Below are 21,185 nucleotides of genomic sequence, written 5' to 3' on the forward strand. Positions count from 1 at the left end.
GTGGTGGTGGGTCGGGTCCCACCGCAGGCCAAGCCGGGTTCGGCGCCGGTGATGGAGGCTCGGCCGGAGGCGGCGGTGGCGCGGCCATGGGCGGCGCTGTCTTTGTCGCTAAGGGCGGCACGCTGACCATCAACGGCAGCGGCAACGCCACGGGCAACAGCGTGACGGGTGGTTCAGGCGCCAACACCGGCTCCGCGTTCGGCTCGGGCTTTTTCGTGCAGGGCTCGGCTTTGGCCTTCGGCGCCGGCAACTTCACCCTCTCCGATGTCATCGCCGACCAGAGCGGCTCCGGCGGCAGTAGCATCGCGGACGGCTTTGGGGGCACGGGCGGGCAGAGCTCGATCACCAAGAGCGGCGCGGGCGTGCTGACGCTCTCCGCAGCGAACTCCTATGGCGGCGGCACCACCATCAACGAGGGCTCAACACTTGTCGTCGGTGACGCCCATGCGCTCGGTACCGGTACGTTGACGCTCAACGGCGGCGCCACCGGCGTCACAGTCACTTTCAATGGCAGCTTCACGATTGCCAACAACATCGTTGCGGCCGGAGATCCCATCTACAACATTCTCGCTGGCAGCACAGTCAACCTGACGGGTGTGCTGTCCGGCTCCGGCGACGTCGTCGTTAACGAAGCGAGCGGCTATGCTGGCACGCTTATCCTCTCTGGCGCGAATATCTACACCGGCCCGACCGTTGTGGACGCCGGCATCCTGCAAGCCGGCTCGACCAGCGCCTTCGGTAACAACTCTGCGGTGACGGTTGCGAGCGGCGCGGTGCTCGATCTCGCTGGTTTCTCCAACGCGATCGGTTCGCTCGCTGGCGCCGGCATCGTCACCAATAGCGGCGCTGCGGCCACGCTGACCACGGGCGGCGATACCACCTCAACTGTCTTTTCAGGAACGATCCAGGACGGCGCGGGATCGATCGCGCTGACCAAGACCGGCATCGGCCTGCTGCTGCTCTCCGGCAGCAACTCCTATACCGGCGCGACAATCGTCAGCGGCGGCACGTTGCAGGTCGACGGATCGATAGCATCATCCAGCCAGGTCACTGTCCAGAGCGGCGCGGCGCTCAGCGGTAGCGGCACGGTCGGCGCTACCGTCATCGACGGCGGCGCCATCTTTGCGCCGGGCAATGGCACGGCGGGGACGTCGATGGTCGTGAGCGGCAGCCTCGCCCTCGCATCCGGCGCCGTCTATCTGGTTCAGGTCAGTCCCTCGGCAGCTTCGTTCGCATCCGTCGCCGGTGTGGCGACACTCGGCGGTGCCACCGTCGACGCAGTCTTCGCAAGCGGCAGCTACATCTCCAAGCGCTACACCATCCTGACCGCGAGTGGTGGGGTCAGCGGCACGTTCGGCTCGCTGGTCACGACCGGTTTGCCAAGCAATATCAGAAGTGTCGCGTTGAGCTACGATGCCAACGACGTCTATCTGGACCTTGCCCTGAACTATTCGATTCCGTCCGGGCTCAACGGCAATCAGCAACGCGTCGGCAACGCGCTGACGAGCTTCTTCAACGCCAACGGCGGAATAGCCGCAGTCTACGCCGGGTTCACTCCGGCCGGCCTGACGCAAGCCGCTGGCGAATCGGGAACGGGCTCGCAGCAGACCACGTTTGCCGCGATGACCCAGTTCATGGGCCTGCTCACCGATCCCTTCACACAGCGGGATAACGGGCCGGGATCGGCCAGCGGCACGACCGGCTTTGCGGACGAGGAGCAGGCAAGCGCCTATACCGGACACAAGCGAATCGATGCGTTTGCCATGCTCGCCAAGACGCCGCCGCAGGCCCTCGAGCCGCACTGGAGCGTATGGGCTTCCGCCTTTGGCGGATCGCAATCGACAGCCGGCAATGCGACGACCGGCTCGAACGACACCACGAGTCGCGTGTTTGGGACCGCCGTCGGGGCCGATTACTGGGTCTCGGCACATACGTCAGTCGGCTTTGCGCTGGCCGGCGGCGGGACCAATTTCAGCGTGGCCAATGGTGGCTCCGGTCGCTCCGACTTGTTCCAGGCTGGTGCCTATCTGCGCCACACCGATGGCGCTGCCTACATCTCCGCGGCGCTGGCCTATGGTTGGCAAGACATCACCACCGATCGCACCGTGACGATCGCCGGCGCCGATCATCTCCGCGCCGAGTTCAACGCGAATGCATATTCCGGTCGCCTCGAAGGCGGTTATCGCTACATTGCGCCGTGGATCCGCGGAATCGGCCTGACGCCCTATGGCGCGGCGCAATTCACGACATTCGATCTACCGGCCTATGCCGAGCAGGTCATTTCCGGCGCGGCCGCGTTTGCTTTGAACTACTCTGCCAAGAGCGTAACGGATACCCGCGGCGAGCTAGGCCTGCGCAGCGATAAATCCTTCGCGATGCAAAATGGCGTGTTGACGCTGCGCGGGCGTTTTGGCTGGGCGCATGATTTCAATCCGGATCGTTCGATCGCCGCAACCTTCCAGGCGCTGCCTGGCGCAAGCTTCGTCGTCAATGGCGCAGCACAAGCGCGGGACGCCGCGCTCACCACTGCTGCGGTGGAGATGAAGTGGCTGAACGGGTGGTCCGCGGCAGCAAGCTTCGAGGGCGAGTTTTCGAACGCCATGCGCAGCTATGCCGGCAAGGGCGGCGTTCGCTACGCGTGGTAAACGGTCATCTCCTCACGCGCTCTTCGCCGGCCACGGCACGACCTGGCCCGACATCACCAGCCGGTCGCGGCCGCTGTCCTTGGCAGCATAGAGCGCGCGGTCGGCGGCTGCCACCAACGCGCTGCTGTCAGTCGTACTCTGAGACGGCAGTCCAGTCGCCACGCCCACGCTCACCGTGACCAGCCGGGACGGTGGATTCTGCGCATGGAGCATGGCAAGCTCTCGCAGCGCCTCGCGGATCTCCTCGCCGACCCTGATGCAACCTTCGGCGCCGGTGTTCGGCAACAGCAGCGCGAATTCCTCGCCGCCGTAGCGTGCGGCGAGGCCGGCCGGGCGCCGCGCATGCACGGCCAGAATCTTGCTCAGCGCACGCAGGCAGCCGTCACCCGCGAGGTGCCCGCAATGGTCGTTGAATTTCTTGAAATGATCGACGTCGATCAAGAGCAGCGAGAGCTGCGTGCCGTCGCGGCGGGCGCGCGCCCATTCCTCCGCCAGCCGCTCGTCGAATGCCCGGCGGTTGGCGAGTCCGGTCAGACCGAGCCTGTCCTGAAGATCCTTCTGCTCGGTCACATCTCGCATGATTGCAACGACGCCATCGATTTCGCCGGTGTCGGACGTTCGCGTCACGTGCAGGGCCGACTCGGCCCAGATCTCGCCCTTCTCGCGGTGCCGCTGACGATAGACAAAGCGTGCTTCCTCGGCTTCGCCACTCTTCAGCGCGGCGATGGTTTGCTCGATCCGCTCCAGGTCCTCCGGGTGGATGCCGGCTACGGCCGAGTTGCCCAAGAGTTCGTCGGGCGACCAGCCCACGACGCGCGCGCATGACGGCGAGACGTAGAGCAGTTGGTTATCAAGCCCGATCCGGGTCACCATGTCGCTGGATTGCTCGGCCAGCAGGCGGAAGTGCGCCTCCTTGGCAGCCAGGGCCTGCGCCATGCGCTGCCGCTGCAGGCTTAACGGCTTGTTGCAACATCCGCGCTGATTGCACGGAGTCCGTTCTCGACCGGCGGATTCCCCGATATTTCGATGGATTATCGTGGGACGATGTTAACCACGCCGCGGCTCGCGCAGCGGTCGCGCCTCATGTGTCCGGTTCACGCCTCGAGCGTGAAGCCGACGCGCAGCGTGACCTGGTAGTGGCGCACGGTGCCGTTCTCGATATGGCCGCGCGTCTGCACCACCTCAAACCATTTCATCTCGCGGATGGTTTTTGCAGCCCGGCTGACCGCGTTCTGGATCGCGTCTTCGATCGACTTTTCCGACGATCCGACCAGTTCCAGGATCTTGTAGACGTGATCCTTGTCTTGAGCAGGCATGACGAACCTCCATGAGTGCCGGCAGGGCGCAAGTCAGGATTTCCGTCTGAAGAGACTAAACTGCGCCTGAACGAAGTCCAAGGGTGAACGCGCAGCCAGGCCGCAGGTTTCTAGTCGGGCACATGAAGGACATTGCGCGGTAGGTGATCCGTGCTGCCGTCACGAATGGCCGACTTATCGCGCAGCAGCATGTGCAACAGCACCGCGAGGAGTGCGATCATCGCAAAGCCAGCCATGGCCGGCGCGGCTTGCTGCCCCGACGCCTGCGTCGACAGCACCAGCCCATAGGAGCCGGCGAGCAGGATCAGCCCATACATCGCGCTACGCTCGCGCGCCGACGCGATGTGGACAAGATCTGGAAGCGCGAGCGCGAGACCGATCCCCAGCAGCGGCAGGTCGTAGTCATAGGCATAGGGGCTGATCATCACCGAGGCCATTGCAGTGACGCCAAGCGCGAGGCCCGGCGGGGACCCGCGCAAGGCGCCGAGCACGACCGCAAGAAGCGCAAGCGCAGCGACGGCGATCTGTCCCCAGATGGCACCAGTAGCGGGCATGCCTGCGGTATGCAGCGCCGCATAGGCCGAGATCATCCGAAAGAGCTGATAAAAGCCCTGGTCGAGATAGCTCGCCGATTCCTGCACCGAGCCGACGAGTGCGGACCAGATTTGGGGACCGAAAACCAGCGTGCAAACGAGTGAGCTCACGAGCACCACCGTTGCTGCAGCGATGATCGCAGTCCAGCGCCTCGTCGCCATGAGATAGACGGCTGCGGCGATCGCAAGATGCGGCTTGATCACCATCGCGCCGAGCGCTAGGCCCGCAAGCACCGGGCGCTTCCGCAGGGTGAGACAGAACAGGCCGATCAGCGCGCCGGTGAGAAAGCCGTTCTGGCCGCAGCCGATCGTGACCGCGAGGGCGGGAAAAGAGATGATCAGGACTTGCGCGAGATTCTCTCGTGCGATCGTCCGCAACGCGGCGAGATAGAGCGCGAGTGTTACCGCGGTGAACAACAGATACGCTGCACCGACCGGCAGCCAGGCGAGCGGCGCAAGCAACAGGTCGAATTGTGGCGGGTAGGTCCAGGGCATCACGCCGGTCGTGCCGCCGGCCGCGTCCGCCTGCATCTTGCCGAAGGTCGCGAGCCGGTACACCTCGCCGACATCGCCGAGCCAGACCCGTTGCGCCACGATGTGAAACGCGTCGAAATCGGCGAGCTCGCGAAAGTGCCAGGGACCGACGCGCGCGAACCAGAATGTCTTGACGACGGCGATCGCCGCCAGCGCTGCGAGAATGACGCGAACATAGATCGCCCGCCTCGAGGGCGAGGACTGAATCTGCTCCAGCGCTTCGGCAAGCATGAGGATCTCGGACCGTAGCGGCGTGCAGGACCCTGCATCGCCCATAGGACTCAAGATTGCCGTGTGAGGCTTAAAGGACAGTAACGAACCGGAGAGCGCCACCCGGCCTTGAGACGCGACCTATCGGCCTTGGGATCGGGCCTCACGCGCCAGCCGCTCGGCCCTCAGCCGCTCCATATTGGAATAGAGCGCCTTCTGCGCGGCCTCATGCTCGCGCATGGCCTGCTCCGCATCAGCCCGTCGCGCCTCGTCCCGCGCCCTGCGCTCGTCAGGCGTGAGAATGCGGGGCGGGCGTACTGAATGATCAACTGTCATGCGGAGCCAACGCCAAAACCGCAGAAAAGTTCCCAGGCTGCGGGTTCCAACGTTGGTTCTCTGCCAGACGTCATGTCGAAGCGCGAGCGGGGCCTACGGATCCAGCTCGGTATCCCAGTACAAATAATCGAGCCAGCTATCGTGCAGATAGTTCGGCGGAAAGAGGCGGCCGTTGCGGTGGAGCTGGTGCACGGTCGGAGCGAACGCCGCCTGCCTCGGAAACATTTTTGCCTGCGCCGGCGTGAGATTGCCCTTGCGCAAATTACAGGGAGAGCAGGCCGCGACCACGTTCTCCCAAGTGGTCTGGCCGCCTTTGCTGCGCGGGATGATGTGATCGAAGGTGAGGTCCTCGGGCGAGCCGCAATATTGGCAATTGAAGCGGTCGCGCAGGAAGACGTTGAAACGGGTGAAGGCAGGATGGGTGGTCGGCTTGACGAAGGATTTGAGTGAGACGACGCTCGGTAACTGCATCTCCAGCGTCGGACTTCGTACCGCCTGGTCGTAGTGGGCGACGATGTTGACGCGATCGAGAAACACCGCCTTGATCGCGTCCTGCCACGACCAGAGAGACAGCGGATAGTAACTCAGCGGCCGGAAGTCCGCATTCAGCACCAAGACCGGCCAACTGCCTTGCGAGACATGTGCGTTCAAGTAACGCTCCTGGCCTCCATATCGCTGCGAAGCAGCATGTAGTGACATACTACATGCAGCGTGACGGGATTGTGAAGCCCGCTGAGAGACTTATTCAGGCTCTCTGCGGACCGGAACACGCTGCAAAAAAGCCGCTTTTCGGGGAAGCGTCACTGCCGCTCGCCGTCAGCGACGCCAACAATGCTGTAGCGCTGTTCTCGGGCGAGTCGCCTGCGCGCCGGTCAGGGACAGGTCGCGATCGGGCAAGTCGCGATCTGGCAAGTCGTGATCGGGAAGGTCGGCGGCAGTGCCGTTGGAGGACGATGACCTGCGGCTGCGCTCCCAATGACGCATGTGGTCAGCGCACTCGCTCCAGCTTCTGCAGACACCGTGTGGCGCGCACGACAGCCGGCATCTCATCGTCGGGAAAGCTCGTCTTCCAGTCGGTGACGCCGACCTCGCCGACATACAGGTCGCCTTGCGAATCCAGCGCGATGCCATGCGGCGCCAGGAACTTGCCGCTCGCGACACCCGGACCATCTTCGCCGCCGAGCCGCGCGATGCGTTTTCCCTTGGCATCGACGATCGACAGCCGCGGGCCGAGATTGGGCACCTTGCGGTTCACCGGCATGCCGGGTCCGAGCTCGCCGATCACGAAGGTCGGCTGCCTTCCGCCACAGCAGCACAGCGCACAGGGCCGGTGCAGGTTGTTCCACTGCGTCTCGTATCTGCCGTTGCCGTCGAACACCTGCACGCGATGGTTCTCGCGATCGGCGACGTAGACATAACCATCCGCGTCGGTGGCGATGTTGTGAACGATGTTGAACTGGCCGGGATCGGTGCCGGGTTCGCCCCAGCTCATCATCAGCTTGCCGTCCGGGGTGAACTTGTGGACGCGGGCATTGCCGTAGCCGTCGGAGACGTAGATCTCGCCCTTCGGCGACAGCGCGGTATGGGTGCAGCGGTGGAAGGGATCGCCGCTCATGAACGGTGCAGGCTTCTCGGGGACGCCGATCGTCAGCAGCACCTTGCCGTCGGTCGTGCATTTGCGCACGGTGTGGTCGCCATCATCGGTGCAATAGAGATTATCGTCGGCGTCGATATGCAGGCCGTGGGCGCGGGCAAACAACCCTTCACCCCAGCTCCGCAGGAAATTGCCTTCGCGGTCGAGCACCACCATCGGATGGGCGCCGCGATTGAAGACGTAGATGCGGTCCTTGCTGTCAACCGCGACGGACGCGACATCGGTGAGCTGCCAGCCATCCGGCAGCTTCGCCCAGTTCTCGACGACGCGGTAACGATGCTCGCCCGAGCCGAGTATGGTTGGCATTCGTGTCCTCCTCACAATTCATCGTTCCACATTGCGCAAGTGCGCAATGCGGGCTCGCGACTTTTGTCGCGCCCGGAATGGCGACCGGTTTATGTGGCGCCCACATCTCGCCCCAACATCCCTTCCTCGATCGCCTTGATCTGCAGTGCGAGATATCTCGAATTGATCCGGCATTGCGCGAGGCTGCCGGCGATGAACCACAGGCCGGGCTGCTTCGTGCGCGCATACATGTTGCACAGCTCAAAGCCGTCGCCAAAGCCCCAGATCGGGCCGACGCGGTCGGCAACGGCATCGCCGAACAGCTTTCGCACCAGATAGGCTTGCGGCTTGTAGCCGGTCGAGAGCACGATGAGGTCGGCCGAGATGATCGCACCGTCCTTCAACCGCGCGCCCTCGGCGACGAAGCGTTCGATGTCCTCGAATTGCGTGAGCCCGACCGCGCCCTTCACGATGAGATCGGAGCAGCCGACGTTGAAGTAATAGCCGCCGCCGCGGCTCAAGTATTTGAACTGCCAACCGGTGCCGCCTTCACCGAAATCGAGCTTGAAGCCGACGCGGGCGAGGCCGTCGAGCAGGTCCTTGTCGAGCGCCTTCGATTGCTCCGTCAGCATTGCATGGGTCTTCTTCGCGAGCGGCGTCGGCATCGAGGCTGCGATCAAGTCGTTGTCCTCGAGCGTGCCCTCGTTGTAGGTCGCGTAGGCGAGCTGTGCCGAGGGTTCGATATTGGTGATCAGCGTGGCCGAGCGCTGCACCAGCGTCACCTCGGCACCGCTGGAGTAGAGATCTTGCGCGATGTCGTGGCCGCTATTGCCGGTGCCGATGACGATCGCGCGCTTGCCGGTCCAGCTCTCGCCGTCCTCGTAGCGGCTGGAATGCACGAGCGTGCCGCTGAAATTTTTCAGGCTCGGAATATCGGGCATGTTCGGGATGCCGCTGACGCCGGTTGCCATCACCACATGACGCGGATGCATGGTCCGCGTCGTGCCATCGGCGCCGCGTAGCGTGACCGTCCAACATCCCTTCGCCTCGTCGTAGGCGCCGCCTTCGAACTCGGTGCCGGTCCAGTAATTCAGCTCCATCGCCTCGACGTAAGCTTCGAACCAGTTGGCGAGCTTGTCCTTGGGGATGTAGACCGGCCAGTTCGGCGGGAAAGGCATATAGGGCAGGTGATTGACCTGGACCTGGTTGTGCAGGGTGAGCGCGTGGTAGCGCTTGCGCCAATTGTCGCCGATGCGTGGCCAGCGATCGACGATCAACGTGTCGACATTCAACTGCTTCAGCCGCGCCGCGATCGCGAGCCCCGCCTGGCCGCCGCCGATCACGAGCACGGCGGGATCGCGGTCGGCATAGGAGCCGGATGCCTTGCGCAGATCGAGCCAATTCGGCCCGCGGAAGTCGCGCGAATAGGCCTGGCCGCGCGGCCGCGTGCGGTTGAGTTGCTCCTCAAATCCCTTCAGCTCCTCCAGCGCGGTGAGCAGCGTCCATGCCTTCAGGCGGTCGCCGTCATCGGCATCGGACAGCAGCCGAACGATGCCGCTGCCGCGTCCGACGGCGGTTTCGAACGAGAAGATCGCCTCGATCGTCTTGGTCCCGGCGCGAGTCACCCAGCGCGGCGGCGCACGGGTCGATGCGATCTCGAAAGAATTTGGCGCGGCTTCGGATGCGAGCGTGCTCAATTCCCGCACGGTCGCGTCGCGGCCGGCGATCGTTTGCAGGTTCCAGCTTAGCGCCAGCACGTCGCGCCAGTAGCTGTCGGCCAGGAAGAGCTTATGCAGCGCGCCGTGACTCGGGTCGCCAAGCGCCTGCTCGAACTGGTCGAGCCAGGTTTGCGCGGACACTAGAATGTCCTTCGTCCTGTCCAGCATGCGCGACCTCATGGCCGACTTCGCGGCGCTTCCTCTGAGATCAACGCTATACCGTTTTGGCAGGAGCCAAAAGCCGACTACCCCCGTAGGGAGAGCATGTGGCCCTGCTCAGGCGGAATACGACCCTTCAGCGTGTCGAGATAGATCTGCCGCACCGCCTCAGCCCCGCGGTTCTCGACCACGGTCAGGCATTTTTCGAGCATCGGTGCGAAGCCGGACCATGCCACGCCAAAGCGCTGGTCGATGCCGCCAGGACCCCAATCCTTCGCGCGCTTGCGGATATGGTCGGGCGCGAAGAACCAGCGCGGTTTTGCGCCCGGCAGGGCGCCTTCGTCGGCATCGGTGGCGCGATGCGTCAGGCCGACGCGCACCGAGCACGCCATCCGATCGCGGAAATGGTGGTGCAGCTCGGCCCGCAACGCGCTGCTGCCGGCCATGTCGACGAACGCGACAGGTGCGTCCGTCGGCAGCGAGCTGACGCGGTCGTAGGTGACGACCTCATCGTAGCAGGGCAGCGCGCCGACGAAGGCTGCATTGCTCGCCGAAGTCAGCCCGATCACCTTGCGGCCGCGGCCGTGCAGGAGATGCGCGAGTCCGAACGCGGTCTTGCTGGAGGCGCTCGAGAGCAGCACGCTGCGCGCGCCAAAGTCGTCGTTCTCGGCGAGGAAATCGTCGACCAGGAACGACAGCATGAACAACGGCCGCAGCAGCGCCTGGAGATCGCCCTGGTGCCCGGCAAAGGCGGGATCGCCGGTGACCCGGGAATAGACGTTGTAGACCGGGGACACCTGCTTGCGATGCTCGGCGCCGTCGCGCAAGGCACGCTTGCTCACGTCGACCGCTTCGATGACGAGATGCGTTGCCATCGGGAAATAGCCGAACAGCCTCTCACCCACGGCAACGTTCGGATGCTTGGAGGCAATGACCTCGCCAAAGCCCCACACCGGGATGTTGCCGATGCCTTGCGGCGCCGGAAAGATCTGCCAGTATTTCAGCTCGTCGCCCATCACGGCATAGGTGATGTTGTTGGCGGTGAACGCGAAGCGCTCGACCTTCACCAACAGCGCATCCGCGGGCAGCGCGGGTGGATCGGGGATCGCCGTCTCGATCAGCTTGCATTGTTCGAGATCGTTGCGCGCGACGATGAAATCGGTGGATGTCATGGCAAAGGTCCCGGCTTTTTCCGTGCTGGCATCTTCTCTTTCACCGTCGCGCGCTTTGCAACAGCAACATTGTTTAAAACGGCGTTCGCTTCCCCGGCGATGACGCCCTCGCGTTTCTTGACCGCGCGATAATAGCTCCACCACAGATGTGCAGCCGCACCGCGCAGGGGGCGCCAGGGTTCGGCGAGCGGCGCCATCTGCTTCTCGGTGGGCCGTGTCTTCAGGCCAAGCCCGATGCGGATGCCTTCCTGCACGGCGAGATCGCCGGCGGGCCACGCATCGCCATGGCCGAGACAGAACAACAGATAGACGTCGGCGGTCCACGGCCCGATGCCGGGCAGCGCGATCAGCGTGTGATGCGCGGCGTCGGCGTCCTCTTCGGCGAGCACGTCGAGGTTCAGTCGTTCGGCCGCGAGCTCGCGCGCCAGATGTTTCAGCGTCTTGATCTTGGCGGCCGACAGGCCGAGCCGTCCGAGCCGGTTGGCGCGCGCGCGGCGCACGGCCTCATGGTCGAACGGATCCAAGGCGACGTTGAGCCGCTCCCAGATCGCACCGGCGCTCGCGGTCGAGAGCTGCTGGCCGCAGACGATGTGCGCCAGCCCCGCAAATCCCGCCTCGCGCCGTCGCAGGCTCGGCATGCCCGCGATCTCCAGCACCGGCTTCAGCCGAGCGTCCCGCTTGACCAGCGCCTGAATGGCCTCTTCGAGATCAGACTGGGTTTCGAGGTGGATGGTCATGGTTGCTCAACTCGTCATGCGCGGGCTTGACCCGCGCATCCATCTCATATCGTAACGGAGTCATGGAAGATGGATTGCCGGGGCGCAGACAAGTTTACGTAGTCTGCGCCAGGCAGACTACTACGTCCGGCAATGACGAGTACCCCGAGAATGACGCCCCCCGTTTTCCGCTTCGCCCCCAGCCCGAACGGCTATCTCCATCTCGGGCATGCCCTCTCCGCGCTGGTGAACTTCGATCGCGCGCGCGAGACGGACGGGCGCTTCCTGTTGCGTATCGAGGACATCGACGCGACGCGCTGCCGGCCGGAGTTCGAGGCGGCGATCTTTGAGGACCTCGCCTGGCTCGGGATCGCCTGGGAGACGCCGGTGCGGCGGCAATCGGAGCATTTTGGCGCCTATCGCGCGGCGCTGGACAGGCTCACCGCACTCGGGCTCGTCTATCCCGCCTTCGAAAGCCGCGCCGAGATCGCAAAGCTGGTGACGCAGCGCGAGGCTGTTCAGCCCTGGTCGCGCGATCCGGATGGCGCGCCGCTTTATCCGGGGACCGCGAAATCGCTTTCCGCCGACGAGCGCGCGCGGCTGATCTCAGCGGGCGTGCCCTATGCGCTGCGGCTCGACATGGCCGCCGCTTGCCGCCGCGTGGCGGATCTCAGTTGGCGTGAGGCCGGCGAGGGGCCCGCGGGCGAGCAGGGCAGCATTCCTGCCCAACCGCAGGCCTGGGGCGACGTCATCCTGGCGCGCAAGGAGACGCCCACCAGCTATCACCTCTCGGTCGCCGTCGACGATGCGCTGCAAGGGGTGAGCGAGGTGGTGCGCGGTCAGGACCTGTTTCATGCCACCTCGGTCCACCGCTTGCTCCAGGAATTGCTGGGCCTGCCTGCGCCCGCCTACCGCCACCACCGGCTGATCTGCGACGTTGCAGGGCAAAAGCTTTCCAAGTCGACCCGCGCCACCGGCTTGCGCGACTTGCGTGCGGCGGGAGCGCTCCCTGCCGACATTCGCGCCTTGGTGGGATTACGTTAAGTTTCTCTGGGGTTTAGCAAAACGCCTCCGTGACTCCCTGGGCCGCTCCGTGCCATGCTGATTTTCGAGCCGGGGTTCAAGGGGAAACATGGCGGCGAAAACGCGCATCACGCGCACCACGCGGTCGTCCGGACGGCTGCCCAAGAGGCGTGCCAAGTCGCGTGTAGGGTCGCGTGTGAAGTCGCGTGCCAAGCCGCCTGCCGCCACGCGTGGAAAGCAGCGCGCCGGGACAGCGCACAAGCGCAGCACCAAGGTGAGCACAAAACCTGCCCCCGCGGACATGGTCCAGGCTGCGCTCGCGGCCTTTGCCCATGAGGTCCGCACCCCCCTGACCGGTATCCTCGCGATCAGCGATCTGCTTGCAACCTCGGACCTTGGCGAGCGTGAGCGGCGCTGGGCTGACACCATCAAGGCAGGCGCGGAGCATCTTGCGAGCCTTGCGACGTTGTTCGTCGATGCTGCCAAGACCGCCAAGGGCGTCGCTGGACTCGGCCAGGATCTGTTCGACCTGCGCGCGCTTGCGCGCACTGCCGGCGACTCGCTTGCGGGCCGGGCCGCTGCCAAGGGGTTGCAGGCCCAGGTCGACATCTCGCCAAAGCTTCCCGCGCTCGTGGTCGGCGATCCCGTCCGCCTGCGTGCAGCGCTGGAAAACCTGATCGACAATGCCGTGAAGTTCACGGAGCGAGGGGGCATCGCCCTCTCGGTTATGCCATGGCCAATCGCCAAGGGCAAAGCCGGTGGCAAGGCCAAGAACAACGCCAAGAACAACGCCAAGGCAGCGCACAAGGCCGGCGTCGCCTTCGCGGTGTCCGACAGCGGCATCGGGCTGACCATGGCCGAGATCAAGCGGCTGTTCCGCCCCTTCTCGCAGGCCAATGTCACCATCGCCTCGCGCTTCGGCGGTGCCGGGCTCGGGCTGTCATCGGTGAAGCAGCTTGCGCGCGCAATGGGCGGCGACATCACGGTCGCGCCGCGGCGCGGCGGCGGCGCCACCTTCACGTTGACGGTGTCGCTGACCTCGGCGAATTCGGAGAAATCCACGGAGTCAGGGGCGCACGACGGTCGCGGGGAGGATGCGGCAGCGGGCTTACGCGTGCTCAGCGTCGAAGACAATCCGTTCGGCCGCGTCGTGCTCAACACCATACTGACCGAGCTCGGCCATCATGCAGAGTTCATCGGCCGCGGCGAGGATGCCGAAAGTCGCCTTGCGCAAGGCGCTTTCGATGCGGTGCTGATGGACATGGTGCTGCCGGGCATCGACGGCATCGAGGCGATCAAACGCATCCGCACGATGTGTCCGCCGCTCGGTCAGATCCCGATCATCGGCATTTCCGGCCGCGGCGAAGACGAGACGGCCTCGCGCGAGGCCGGCGCCGACGCCTTCCTGGTCAAGCCCGTGTCTCCGCGTGCGCTAGCGACTGCGCTGCTTGAAGCGACACGCCGTGAGGAAGCCGCGACTTGATGATCGCGGCGTTGAGCTCGCCGCCATAGACGAAGATCGCGGCGATGAAATACAGAAACACCAGCGCGATGATCACCGAGGCGAGCCCCGCATACATCGTCACGTAGTTGTTGGCGAAACGCGCCAGATATTGCCCGAACACGATGCCCGAGATCAGCGACGCCACCATGGTGAAGACGATGCCGGGCAGGATCTGGAGGAAGCCGCGTCGCCCCGCCGGCAGCAAGGCGTGCAGGATGAACAGCGCCACGATCAGCGCCCCGATGGTGATGCCGTAGCGCACCCAGGTCAGGATGCTTTCGTTGGATTCGACAATCAGGGGGATGTGCCGCCGCGCCGCCGCGATGAGCAGCGGCCCCAGCACGATCAGGAACGCCATGGCGAGCGCGGTGAAGGCCGCCACCAGCGTGTAGCCGATCGATTCCAGCCGCAGCCAGTACCAGCGCCGCATCTCGACCACCGCATAGGCGCGGTTGAGCGCGACGCGTAAGGCCTCGACGCCGTTCGAGGCGAAGTAGACCGAGAGCACCGCGCCGATAGTCAGCACGTCAGTGCGGGTCGTGGTCAGAACGTCGTGGATCTCACCGGACAGGGTGTCGGCAACCTGCTTGGGCCAGACCTCAAGCATCAACCCGGCAGCCTGGTCGGCGAGCTCCTTGGAGCCGAAAAAGCCCGCCAGCGAGGTCAGCACGATCAGGAACGGGAACAGCGCCATCAGGCTGGACAGCGCGATATGGCTCGCGATCGCCCAGCCATCGTCGGCCAGGAACGTGTAAAATGCGTCCATCACGACCAGGTAGAGGTAGCGGATCTGCCTCACATGCCACCTGCGCGGGCTGTCGATGCTCCTCCTCCCCGCAAGCGGGGGGAGGCGAAGTGCACGTGCCGGCCCAAATCAAAAAACATCGGTCTAGCTTCTGATATTATTGGCCTAAAAGCCAGATCGCGCCGCGATGGCGCAGCCGCAAACACAGTGTTATCTACCCCTAATGGCATCCTTCCTGAGTTCTTTCATCCTGCCGGTGGCTGTCGGCGCCGTGGCGCTGGTGCTGCTGCTCGGTCTCGTCAACATGATGCGCGGCGGCTCGCCCAACACCTCGCAGAGGCTGATGCGGCTGCGCGTGCTGTTTCAGTTCGTGGCGATCGTCATAGCGATGCTCGCGGTCTGGGCGATGGGGCGCTAGAGCATGATCCGGAAAAGTGGGTACCGATTTTCCGATAAGATCATGTTCAAAAGTAACTGAGGCAAGCATGGTCGTTCTCAACCGCATCTACACCCGAACCGGTGACGACGGCACGACCGCGCTCGGCTCCGGCGAGCGCCGTCCGAAATATGATCTGCGGATCGAGGCCTATGGCACGGTGGACGAGACCAATGCCGCGATCGGCGTGGTGCGATTGCACGTCAGGGACTGGCCTGAGCTCGATGCGATGCTCGGCCGGATCCAGAACGATCTGTTCGATCTCGGCGCCGATCTCGCGGTGCCTGAGCGTGAGGGCCAGAAAACTGGGAGAGCCGAACGGTTGCGCGTGGTGGCAAGCCAGGTCGAGCGGCTCGAGCGCGATATCGACGCGCTGAACGACAAGCTCGCCCCGCTCACCTCCTTCGTGCTGCCGGGCGGAACCCCGGCCGCCGCCCATCTCCATGTCGCGCGCACGATATGCCGCCGGGCGGAACGCATGATGGTGGAACTCGCTGCAAAGCCGGACGAACCGGTCGGGGCGGCTGGCATCCAATATATGAACCGGCTGTCGGATTTCCTGTTTGTCGCGAGCCGCGCGGCCAATCATAATGGCGCTGGCGACGTGCTCTGGGTGCCGGGCCAGAACCGCTAAGCAAACCGCCAAGATTGGCTCGCAAAGCCAATTTTTGGGCCTCCGCGCGCGTTGACCGGACTGGGCCGGGCCATTAGGTTCCGCGCCAGTTGATAACCCCCCTCAAGAATTCAAGTGAAAGAGGATCGATGAAGGTCTTAGTGCCGGTAAAGCGGGTGGTCGATTACAACGTCAAGGTCCGCGTCAAGGGCGATGGATCGGGCGTTGAACTGGCCAACGTCAAGATGTCGATGAATCCATTCGACGAAATCGCGGTCGAGGAAGCGCTGCGCCTGAAGGAAGGCGGCAAGGCCACCGAGGTCGTGGTGGTTTCCATTGGACCGGCGCAGGCGTCGGAGACGATCCGCACCGGCCTCGCCATGGGCGCCGACCGCGGCATCCTGGTGAAGGCGGACGGCAATGTGGAGCCGCTGGCGGTCGCCAAGATCCTGAAGAAGGTCGCCGACGAAGAGCAGCCGGGCCTGATCATTCTGGGAAAGCAGGCGATCGACGACGACAGCAACCAGACCGGCCAGATGCTGGCCGCGCTGCTCGGCTGGTCGCAGGCGACGTTTGCCTCCAAGCTCGAGGTCGAAGGCAGCGACTTCAAGGTCACCCGTGAGGTCGATGGCGGTCTGCAGACCGTGAAGCTGAAGGGGCCGGCGATCGTCACCACGGATCTCCGCCTCAACGAGCCGCGCTACGCCTCGCTGCCCAACATCATGAAGGCGAAGAAGAAGCCGATCGCGGAGAAAACCGTCGCCGATTACGGCGTTGACGTCACCGCGCGCCTTGAAGTTCTCAAGACGACGGAGCCACCGGGCCGCAAGGCCGGCGTCAAGGTCAAGGACGTCGCCGAGCTGGTGTCGAAACTCAAGAACGAAGCCGGGGTGCTCTGATGACGACGCTTCTGATTGCTGAACACGACAATGCGTCGCTGAAGGATGCGACCAGCAAGGCCCTGACGGCGGCCGCCGCCCTCGGCGCCGACGTCGACGTGCTGGTCGCCGGCCAGAACGCCAAGGGCGCGGCTGACGCTGCCGCAAAGCTCACTGGCGTGAAGAAGGTGCTGCTCGCCGACGGCGAGGCTTACGCGCACGATCTCGCCGAGCCGCTGGCCGCGCTGATCGTCTCGCTGGCGTCCGGCTATGACGCGATCGTCGCGCCCGCGACCTCGCGCTTCAAGAACGTGATGCCGCGCGTCGCAGCGCTGCTCGACGTCATGCAGGTCTCGGAGATCATCAAGGTCGTCGCGCCCGATACCTTCGAGCGGCCGATCTACGCTGGCAACGCCATCCAGACGGTGAAGTCGAAGGACGCCAAGAAGGTCATCACGGTGCGTACTTCGACCTTCGCTGCTGCGCCGGCCGGTGGCAGCGCGAGCGTCGAGAGCGTCGCGGCGGCGGCCGATCCGGCCCTGTCGTCCTTCCTCAGTGAGGAAGTCGCCAAGAGCGACCGCCCCGAGCTGACCTCGGCGAAAATCATCGTCTCTGGTGGCCGCGCCATGCAGAGCCGGGAAAATTTCGCAAAATACATCGAGCCGCTCGCCGACAAGCTCGGTGCTGGTGTCGGTGCCTCGCGCGCGGCGGTCGACGCCGGCTATGCGCCGAACGACTGGCAGGTCGGCCAGACTGGCAAGGTCGTGGCCCCCGAACTCTATGTCGCCGTCGGTATTTCCGGCGCGATCCAGCATCTGGCCGGCATGAAGGACTCCAAGGTGATCGTCGCGATCAACAAGGACGAGGACGCGCCGATCTTCCAGGTCGCCGACTACGGCCTGGTCGCCGACCTCTACCAGGCGGTTCCTGAACTCACGGCCGAACTCGGCAAGCTCGGCAAGTAAAACACCGTAAAAACACCGGCCGGATGTCCTAACTCCGGCCGGTGTTTCATTTCTGAGGCGGTTTCTTTCGCGGGGGCACGCGGAAGGGCGCGATCCAATCTAGGTTTCGAGCCCGGGTTCTGATTAAATCGGATCCTCGGCTCACGGGGGATAGGCAGGGCGCGGCATCCGCGCCGTTCCGGTGGATGGCATTATGGCAGAGATCAAGAAGGTCGGCGTGATCGGCGCGGGGCAGATGGGCAATGGCATTGCCCATGTCGCGGCGCTGGCCGGTTTCGACGTGGTGCTCAACGACGTCTCGGCCGATCGTTTGAAGTCGGGCATGGCCACCATCAACGGCAATCTGTCGCGCCAGGTGTCCAAGAAGGCCGTCAGCGAGGAGGACAAGGCCAAGGCGCTGTCGCGCATCACCCTCGCCGAGAAGCTGGATGACCTCGCCGACTGCGACCTCGTGATCGAGACCGCGGTCGAGAAGGAGGAGGTCAAGCGGAAGATTTTCCACGAGCTCTGCGCCGTCCTGAAGCCCGAGGCGATCGTCGCCTCCGATACTTCCTCGATCTCGATCACCCGCCTGGCCGCGGCCACCGACCGCCCCGAGCGCTTCATCGGCATTCACTTCATGAATCCGGTGCCTTTGATGGAGCTGGTCGAGCTGATCCGCGGCATTGCCACTGATGATTCCACCTTCGAGGCCTCCAAGGCATTCGTTGCCAAGCTCGGTAAGCAGGTCGCAGTCTCCGAGGATTTTCCGGCCTTCATCGTCAATCGCATTCTGTTGCCGATGATCAACGAGGCGATCTACACGCTTTATGAAGGCGTCGGAAACGTCGAGGCGATCGACGCGGCGATGAAACTGGGTGCCCACCATCCGATGGGCCCGCTGGAACTGGCCGATTTCATCGGCCTCGACACCTGCCTCTCCATCATGCAGGTGCTGCATGAGGGGTTGGCCGACTCGAAATACCGCCCGTGCCCGCTGCTGGTGAAATACGTCGAAGCCGGCTGGCTCGGCCGCAAGACGCAGCGCGGCTTCTACGACTACCGCGGCGCCAAGCCGGTCCCGACAAGGTAAGCCGGTCCATTCAACGGGTGTCGTAGGGTGGCAAAGGCGCGGAGCGCCGTGCCCACCATCTCTCCGTGATCGCAGCAAAAGAGGTGGGCACGCTTCGCTTTGCCCACCCGATCCTGCAAGACCGCGCCTGCTCACCTCTCGTTAACCCCTCGCGCCTAGGCTGCCGCCCGTACGAGGGTCTTTGTATGGACATGATGGCCATGGTCAGCAGCATGCTGGCCGCTCAGCAAGGCGCGTTGCAGTCGAACATCGCGGCGACCGTGACGAAACAGAACTTGGATGCGGAGAAATCCGCCGTCCTGACGCTGCTCGGCGCCGGCCAGCCCTCGCTCGCCAATGTCGGCGCCGGCGTCGGCAATAGCCTCAATATTACGGCTTAAAATTACGGCTTAAAGCGCCGCGGCGGCCGGGTTCAGCGCCGCGCGCAGCAGCTTCACGGCATCATCGCTGGCCCATTCGGCCGGCCCTGCAATCGTGGCGATCTCGCAGCCTTGCGGGTCGACCAGCACCGAGGTCGGCATGCCCAGCGCCCGACCTATTGCCTTAAGATCCTGGAAAACCTTCGCTTTCTGGTCGTTGAAATAGCCGATCTGCGTCAGACCGGCCTCTTTCAGGAAGTTTTTCGGCTTCTCCGGGTCGCGGGTGTCGATATTGATCGCGACCACCTGGAAACTCGGACCCGCAAGCTTGGTCTGGAGCGCCTCCAGCGCCGGCATTTCCTTCCGGCAGGGCACGCACCAGGTCGCCCAGAGGTTCACCAGCACCGTCTTGCCGCGGAAGTCCGAAAGCTTTTTCGGCTTGCCGTCGGCGTCCTCGAAGGCGAGGTCCGGCAGTTTCAACGGCGCGGTCGCCATGGTCAGTGCGGCCACCTCGCCATGAGCGAGCGGCGCGATCCTGCTGGCGGTCTGGACCGCGGCGCGGCAGGCAGGATCGCCCGCCGGCCCCCGCTTCAGGCCCACCCCGTACAGCGCGGCAAAGCCGACCAGGCCGCCGACCACCACGGTGGCGATCACGAGCGGGATCCGGCGGGTGGCCGACCGCGCTTTCCGTTGGTCGAGCATATCGTTGGGGTCGAGCATATCGTTTGTCATCCGGTCGCAGATATGGCTATCAGGGGCCTCTTAATACGGCTGGCTGCGGCCAGCAAACGTGCGGCACAGGCCGTAGCAAGCGACAAGCAAGGCGTGAGCAGGGGATCATGAGCAACAAGATGTGGGGCGGCCGGTTCTCGGAACGTCCCGACGAGATCATGGAGGAAATCAACGTCTCCATCGACGTCGATCGTCACCTCTTCGCCCAGGACATTGCCGCGTCCAAGGCCCATGCCGCGATGCTCGCCACGCAGGGCATCATCACGGCCTCTGATGCGAAAAATATCGGCAAGGGTCTAGACACGATTTTGTCAGAGATCGGCAGGGGCGGTTTCGAGTTCAAGCGCGCGCTCGAGGACATCCATATGAATGTCGAGAGCCGCCTGTCCGAGCTGATCGGCCCCGCCGCCGGCCGCCTGCACACCGCGCGCTCGCGCAACGACCAGGTCGCAACCGACTTCCGCCTGTTCGTCCGCGACATCATCGACGAGACTGATGCTGCGCTCGCTGCGTTCCAAGAGGCGCTCGTGGAACGCGCGCTGGAGCATGCCGGGACTGTGATGCCCGGCTTTACTCATTTGCAGACCGCGCAGCCCGTCACCTTCGGCCACCATCTGCTCGCCTATGTCGAGATGGCCGGACGCGATCGCGGCCGCTTTCAGGATGCCCGCAAGCGGTTGAATGAATCGCCGCTGGGAGCGGCCGCGCTCGCCGGTACCTCGTTCCCGATCGACCGCCACGCCACTGCGAAAGCGCTTCTCTTCGACCGGCCGATGGCGAATTCGCTCGATGCGGTCTCCGACCGCGATTTCGTGCTGGAGACGCTGTCGGCGGCCTCGATCTGCGCCGTGCACATGTCGCGCTTTGCCGAGGAGATCGTGATCTGGACCTCACCGCTCGTGGGCCTCATCCGCCTCAGCGACAAGTTCACCACCGGTTCGTCCATCATGCCGCAGAAGCGCAATCCGGATGCCGCTGAGCTCGTGCGCGCCAAGACCGGGCGCGTCATCGGCGCGCTCAACGGTCTCCTGATCGTGATGAAGGGCCTGCCGCTCGCCTATCAAAAGGACATGCAGGAGGACAAGCAGGGCGCGATGGAAGGCTTTGCCGCGCTGTCGCTCGCGATCCGCGCCATGACCGGCATGGTCCGCGACCTCGTGCCGGACGAAGCGAAGATGAAAGCGGCCGCGGGCGAAGGCTATGCCACCGCGACTGATCTTGCCGACTGGCTGGTGCGGACATTGAAGATGCCGTTCCGCGAGGCCCATCACGTCACCGGTCGGATCGTGGCGAAGGCCGCGAGCGACGGCGTCGCGCTTCACGAGCTCTCGCTCAAGGAGATGCAGGCGATCGAGGCAAAGATCACCAAGGACGTGCTCGGCGTGCTCTCGGTCGAATCGTCGGTAAAGAGCCGCACAAGCTTCGGCGGCACGGCGCCGAAGAACGTCACGGCGCAGGCCAAGGCATGGGCGAAGCGGTTGGAAAAAGAGCGAAAATCGGGCTGAAGGCAAAATTTCGCT

20 protein-coding genes and 1 pseudogene are annotated in these 21,185 nt (G+C 64.4%); 10 read left to right on the plus strand and 11 right to left on the minus strand.

The features are described 5' to 3' along the window. Nucleotides 1–2,645, plus strand: a 2,645-nt coding sequence (locus tag SO140_RS41515) for an autotransporter outer membrane beta-barrel domain-containing protein (RefSeq protein ID WP_498543963.1), incomplete at its 5' end; no start/stop codon positions are given. 12 nt (nt 2,646–2,657) lie between these two features. Here the strand turns inward: SO140_RS41515 and SO140_RS41520 are convergent. The 9 genes and pseudogenes from SO140_RS41520 to SO140_RS41560 all read right to left on the minus strand — a co-directional run. Beyond that, a pseudogene (locus SO140_RS41520) lies at nt 2,658–3,593 on the minus strand (sensor domain-containing diguanylate cyclase); the annotation flags it as partial. Nucleotides 3,594–3,739: 146 nt separating this feature from the next. Further along, complete coding sequence (locus SO140_RS41525; protein WP_449383644.1) at nt 3,740–3,961, minus strand: dodecin; 222 nt, start codon at nt 3,959–3,961, stop codon at nt 3,740–3,742. A 110-nt stretch (nt 3,962–4,071) separates the two neighbouring features. Further along, a complete protein-coding gene (locus tag SO140_RS41530) occupies nt 4,072–5,319 on the minus strand; it encodes a glycosyltransferase family 87 protein (RefSeq protein WP_474804651.1) in 1,248 nt (415 codons plus the stop codon). 120 nt (nt 5,320–5,439) lie between these two features. Beyond that, a complete protein-coding gene (locus tag SO140_RS41535; protein ID WP_027522132.1) occupies nt 5,440–5,634 on the minus strand; it encodes a hypothetical protein in 195 nt (64 codons plus the stop codon). Nucleotides 5,635–5,727: 93 nt separating this feature from the next. Continuing rightward, on the minus strand, nt 5,728–6,285 hold the full coding sequence (locus SO140_RS41540; protein ID WP_080135068.1) for an HNH endonuclease: 558 nt from the start codon (nt 6,283–6,285) through the stop codon (nt 5,728–5,730). A gap of 337 nt (nt 6,286–6,622) precedes the next feature. Next, the gene (locus SO140_RS41545; protein WP_449383646.1) at nt 6,623–7,594 is read right to left on the minus strand and encodes a peptidyl-alpha-hydroxyglycine alpha-amidating lyase family protein; all 972 of its coding nucleotides are present in this window, start codon (nt 7,592–7,594) and stop codon (nt 6,623–6,625) included. Nucleotides 7,595–7,683: 89 nt separating this feature from the next. Further along, nucleotides 7,684–9,459: a flavin-containing monooxygenase gene (locus SO140_RS41550; RefSeq protein WP_498543964.1), complete on the minus strand. Its 1,776-nt coding sequence runs from the start codon at nt 9,457–9,459 to the stop codon at nt 7,684–7,686. 77 nt (nt 9,460–9,536) lie between these two features. Continuing rightward, on the minus strand, nt 9,537–10,622 hold the full coding sequence (locus tag SO140_RS41555) for a DUF2855 family protein (protein WP_474803865.1): 1,086 nt from the start codon (nt 10,620–10,622) through the stop codon (nt 9,537–9,539). Beyond that, nucleotides 10,619–11,359 (minus strand): DNA-3-methyladenine glycosylase family protein, encoded by a 741-nt coding sequence (locus SO140_RS41560; RefSeq protein ID WP_449383649.1) that lies wholly within the window; start codon nt 11,357–11,359, stop codon nt 10,619–10,621. The genes SO140_RS41555 and SO140_RS41560 overlap by 4 nt, the downstream gene beginning before the upstream one ends. A gap of 150 nt (nt 11,360–11,509) precedes the next feature. Between SO140_RS41560 and gluQRS the strand changes: the two genes are divergently transcribed. After that, nucleotides 11,510–12,382: a tRNA glutamyl-Q(34) synthetase GluQRS gene (gene gluQRS / locus SO140_RS41565; protein ID WP_474803868.1), complete on the plus strand. Its 873-nt coding sequence runs from the start codon at nt 11,510–11,512 to the stop codon at nt 12,380–12,382. A gap of 88 nt (nt 12,383–12,470) precedes the next feature. Further along, entirely contained in the window at nt 12,471–13,844 is a 1,374-nt protein-coding gene (locus tag SO140_RS41570) for an ATP-binding protein (RefSeq protein ID WP_474803871.1), read from the plus strand. Here the strand turns inward: SO140_RS41570 and SO140_RS41575 are convergent. Continuing rightward, the gene (locus SO140_RS41575; protein ID WP_449383660.1) at nt 13,771–14,631 is read right to left on the minus strand and encodes a YihY/virulence factor BrkB family protein; all 861 of its coding nucleotides are present in this window, start codon (nt 14,629–14,631) and stop codon (nt 13,771–13,773) included. The genes SO140_RS41570 and SO140_RS41575 overlap by 74 nt on opposite strands. A gap of 202 nt (nt 14,632–14,833) precedes the next feature. Here SO140_RS41575 and SO140_RS41580 point away from each other — a divergent pair, with 202 nt between their 5' ends. The 6 genes from SO140_RS41580 to SO140_RS41605 all read left to right on the plus strand — a co-directional run bounded on the left by SO140_RS41580 (nt 14,834) and on the right by SO140_RS41605 (nt 18,954). Beyond that, complete coding sequence (locus tag SO140_RS41580; RefSeq protein ID WP_027522142.1) at nt 14,834–15,028, plus strand: twin transmembrane helix small protein; 195 nt, start codon at nt 14,834–14,836, stop codon at nt 15,026–15,028. A gap of 67 nt (nt 15,029–15,095) precedes the next feature. Further along, complete coding sequence (locus tag SO140_RS41585; RefSeq protein WP_449383652.1) at nt 15,096–15,680, plus strand: cob(I)yrinic acid a,c-diamide adenosyltransferase; 585 nt, start codon at nt 15,096–15,098, stop codon at nt 15,678–15,680. Between the two features lie 128 nt (nt 15,681–15,808). Next, nucleotides 15,809–16,558, plus strand: a complete 750-nt coding sequence (locus tag SO140_RS41590) for an electron transfer flavoprotein subunit beta/FixA family protein (protein ID WP_284275186.1) — start codon at nt 15,809–15,811, stop codon at nt 16,556–16,558. After that, a complete protein-coding gene (locus tag SO140_RS41595; RefSeq protein WP_449383653.1) occupies nt 16,558–17,502 on the plus strand; it encodes an electron transfer flavoprotein subunit alpha/FixB family protein in 945 nt (314 codons plus the stop codon). Before SO140_RS41590 ends, SO140_RS41595 begins: the two co-directional genes overlap by 1 nt. A gap of 190 nt (nt 17,503–17,692) precedes the next feature. Continuing rightward, nucleotides 17,693–18,574 (plus strand): 3-hydroxybutyryl-CoA dehydrogenase, encoded by an 882-nt coding sequence (locus SO140_RS41600; protein ID WP_449383661.1) that lies wholly within the window; start codon nt 17,693–17,695, stop codon nt 18,572–18,574. A gap of 185 nt (nt 18,575–18,759) precedes the next feature. Further along, entirely contained in the window at nt 18,760–18,954 is a 195-nt protein-coding gene (locus SO140_RS41605) for a hypothetical protein (RefSeq protein WP_449383662.1), read from the plus strand. Nucleotides 18,955–18,963: 9 nt separating this feature from the next. On the opposite strand, the gene tlpA is transcribed toward SO140_RS41605, so the two are convergent. Continuing rightward, nucleotides 18,964–19,665: a thiol:disulfide interchange protein TlpA gene (gene tlpA, locus SO140_RS41610; RefSeq protein WP_449383654.1), complete on the minus strand. Its 702-nt coding sequence runs from the start codon at nt 19,663–19,665 to the stop codon at nt 18,964–18,966. Nucleotides 19,666–19,772: 107 nt separating this feature from the next. Here tlpA and argH point away from each other — a divergent pair, with 107 nt between their 5' ends. Continuing rightward, nucleotides 19,773–21,170 carry an argininosuccinate lyase gene (gene argH, locus SO140_RS41615; RefSeq protein ID WP_449383655.1) on the plus strand — a complete coding sequence of 466 codons (1,398 nt, stop codon included), beginning with the start codon at nt 19,773–19,775 and terminating at the stop codon, nt 21,168–21,170. Nucleotides 21,171–21,185: the final 15 nt, after the last annotated feature.

It is taken from the genome of Bradyrhizobium sp. UFLA05-108, assembly GCF_059803455.1.

What these genes read in the sequence shown, in the direction of transcription:
- tlpA (WP_449383654.1), bottom strand. Translation starts at nt 19,665, where the DNA reads ATGACAAACGATATGCTCGACCCCAACGATATGCTCGACCAACGGAAA.
- SO140_RS41560 (WP_449383649.1), bottom strand. Translation starts at nt 11,359, where the DNA reads ATGACCATCCACCTCGAAACCCAGTCTGATCTCGAAGAGGCCATTCAG.
- SO140_RS41530 (WP_474804651.1), bottom strand. Translation starts at nt 5,319, where the DNA reads ATGCTTGCCGAAGCGCTGGAGCAGATTCAGTCCTCGCCCTCGAGGCGG.
- SO140_RS41555 (WP_474803865.1), bottom strand. Translation starts at nt 10,622, where the DNA reads ATGACATCCACCGATTTCATCGTCGCGCGCAACGATCTCGAACAATGC.
- SO140_RS41535 (WP_027522132.1), bottom strand. Translation starts at nt 5,634, where the DNA reads ATGACAGTTGATCATTCAGTACGCCCGCCCCGCATTCTCACGCCTGAC.
- SO140_RS41550 (WP_498543964.1), bottom strand. Translation starts at nt 9,459, where the DNA reads ATGCTGGACAGGACGAAGGACATTCTAGTGTCCGCGCAAACCTGGCTC.
- gluQRS (WP_474803868.1), top strand. Translation starts at nt 11,510, where the DNA reads ATGACGCCCCCCGTTTTCCGCTTCGCCCCCAGCCCGAACGGCTATCTC.
- SO140_RS41605 (WP_449383662.1), top strand. Translation starts at nt 18,760, where the DNA reads ATGGACATGATGGCCATGGTCAGCAGCATGCTGGCCGCTCAGCAAGGC.
- SO140_RS41545 (WP_449383646.1), bottom strand. Translation starts at nt 7,594, where the DNA reads ATGCCAACCATACTCGGCTCGGGCGAGCATCGTTACCGCGTCGTCGAG.
- argH (WP_449383655.1), top strand. Translation starts at nt 19,773, where the DNA reads ATGAGCAACAAGATGTGGGGCGGCCGGTTCTCGGAACGTCCCGACGAG.
- SO140_RS41580 (WP_027522142.1), top strand. Translation starts at nt 14,834, where the DNA reads ATGGCATCCTTCCTGAGTTCTTTCATCCTGCCGGTGGCTGTCGGCGCC.
- SO140_RS41570 (WP_474803871.1), top strand. Translation starts at nt 12,471, where the DNA reads ATGGCGGCGAAAACGCGCATCACGCGCACCACGCGGTCGTCCGGACGG.
- SO140_RS41585 (WP_449383652.1), top strand. Translation starts at nt 15,096, where the DNA reads ATGGTCGTTCTCAACCGCATCTACACCCGAACCGGTGACGACGGCACG.
- SO140_RS41595 (WP_449383653.1), top strand. Translation starts at nt 16,558, where the DNA reads ATGACGACGCTTCTGATTGCTGAACACGACAATGCGTCGCTGAAGGAT.
- SO140_RS41525 (WP_449383644.1), bottom strand. Translation starts at nt 3,961, where the DNA reads ATGCCTGCTCAAGACAAGGATCACGTCTACAAGATCCTGGAACTGGTC.
- SO140_RS41590 (WP_284275186.1), top strand. Translation starts at nt 15,809, where the DNA reads ATGAAGGTCTTAGTGCCGGTAAAGCGGGTGGTCGATTACAACGTCAAG.
- SO140_RS41575 (WP_449383660.1), bottom strand. Translation starts at nt 14,631, where the DNA reads ATGGACGCATTTTACACGTTCCTGGCCGACGATGGCTGGGCGATCGCG.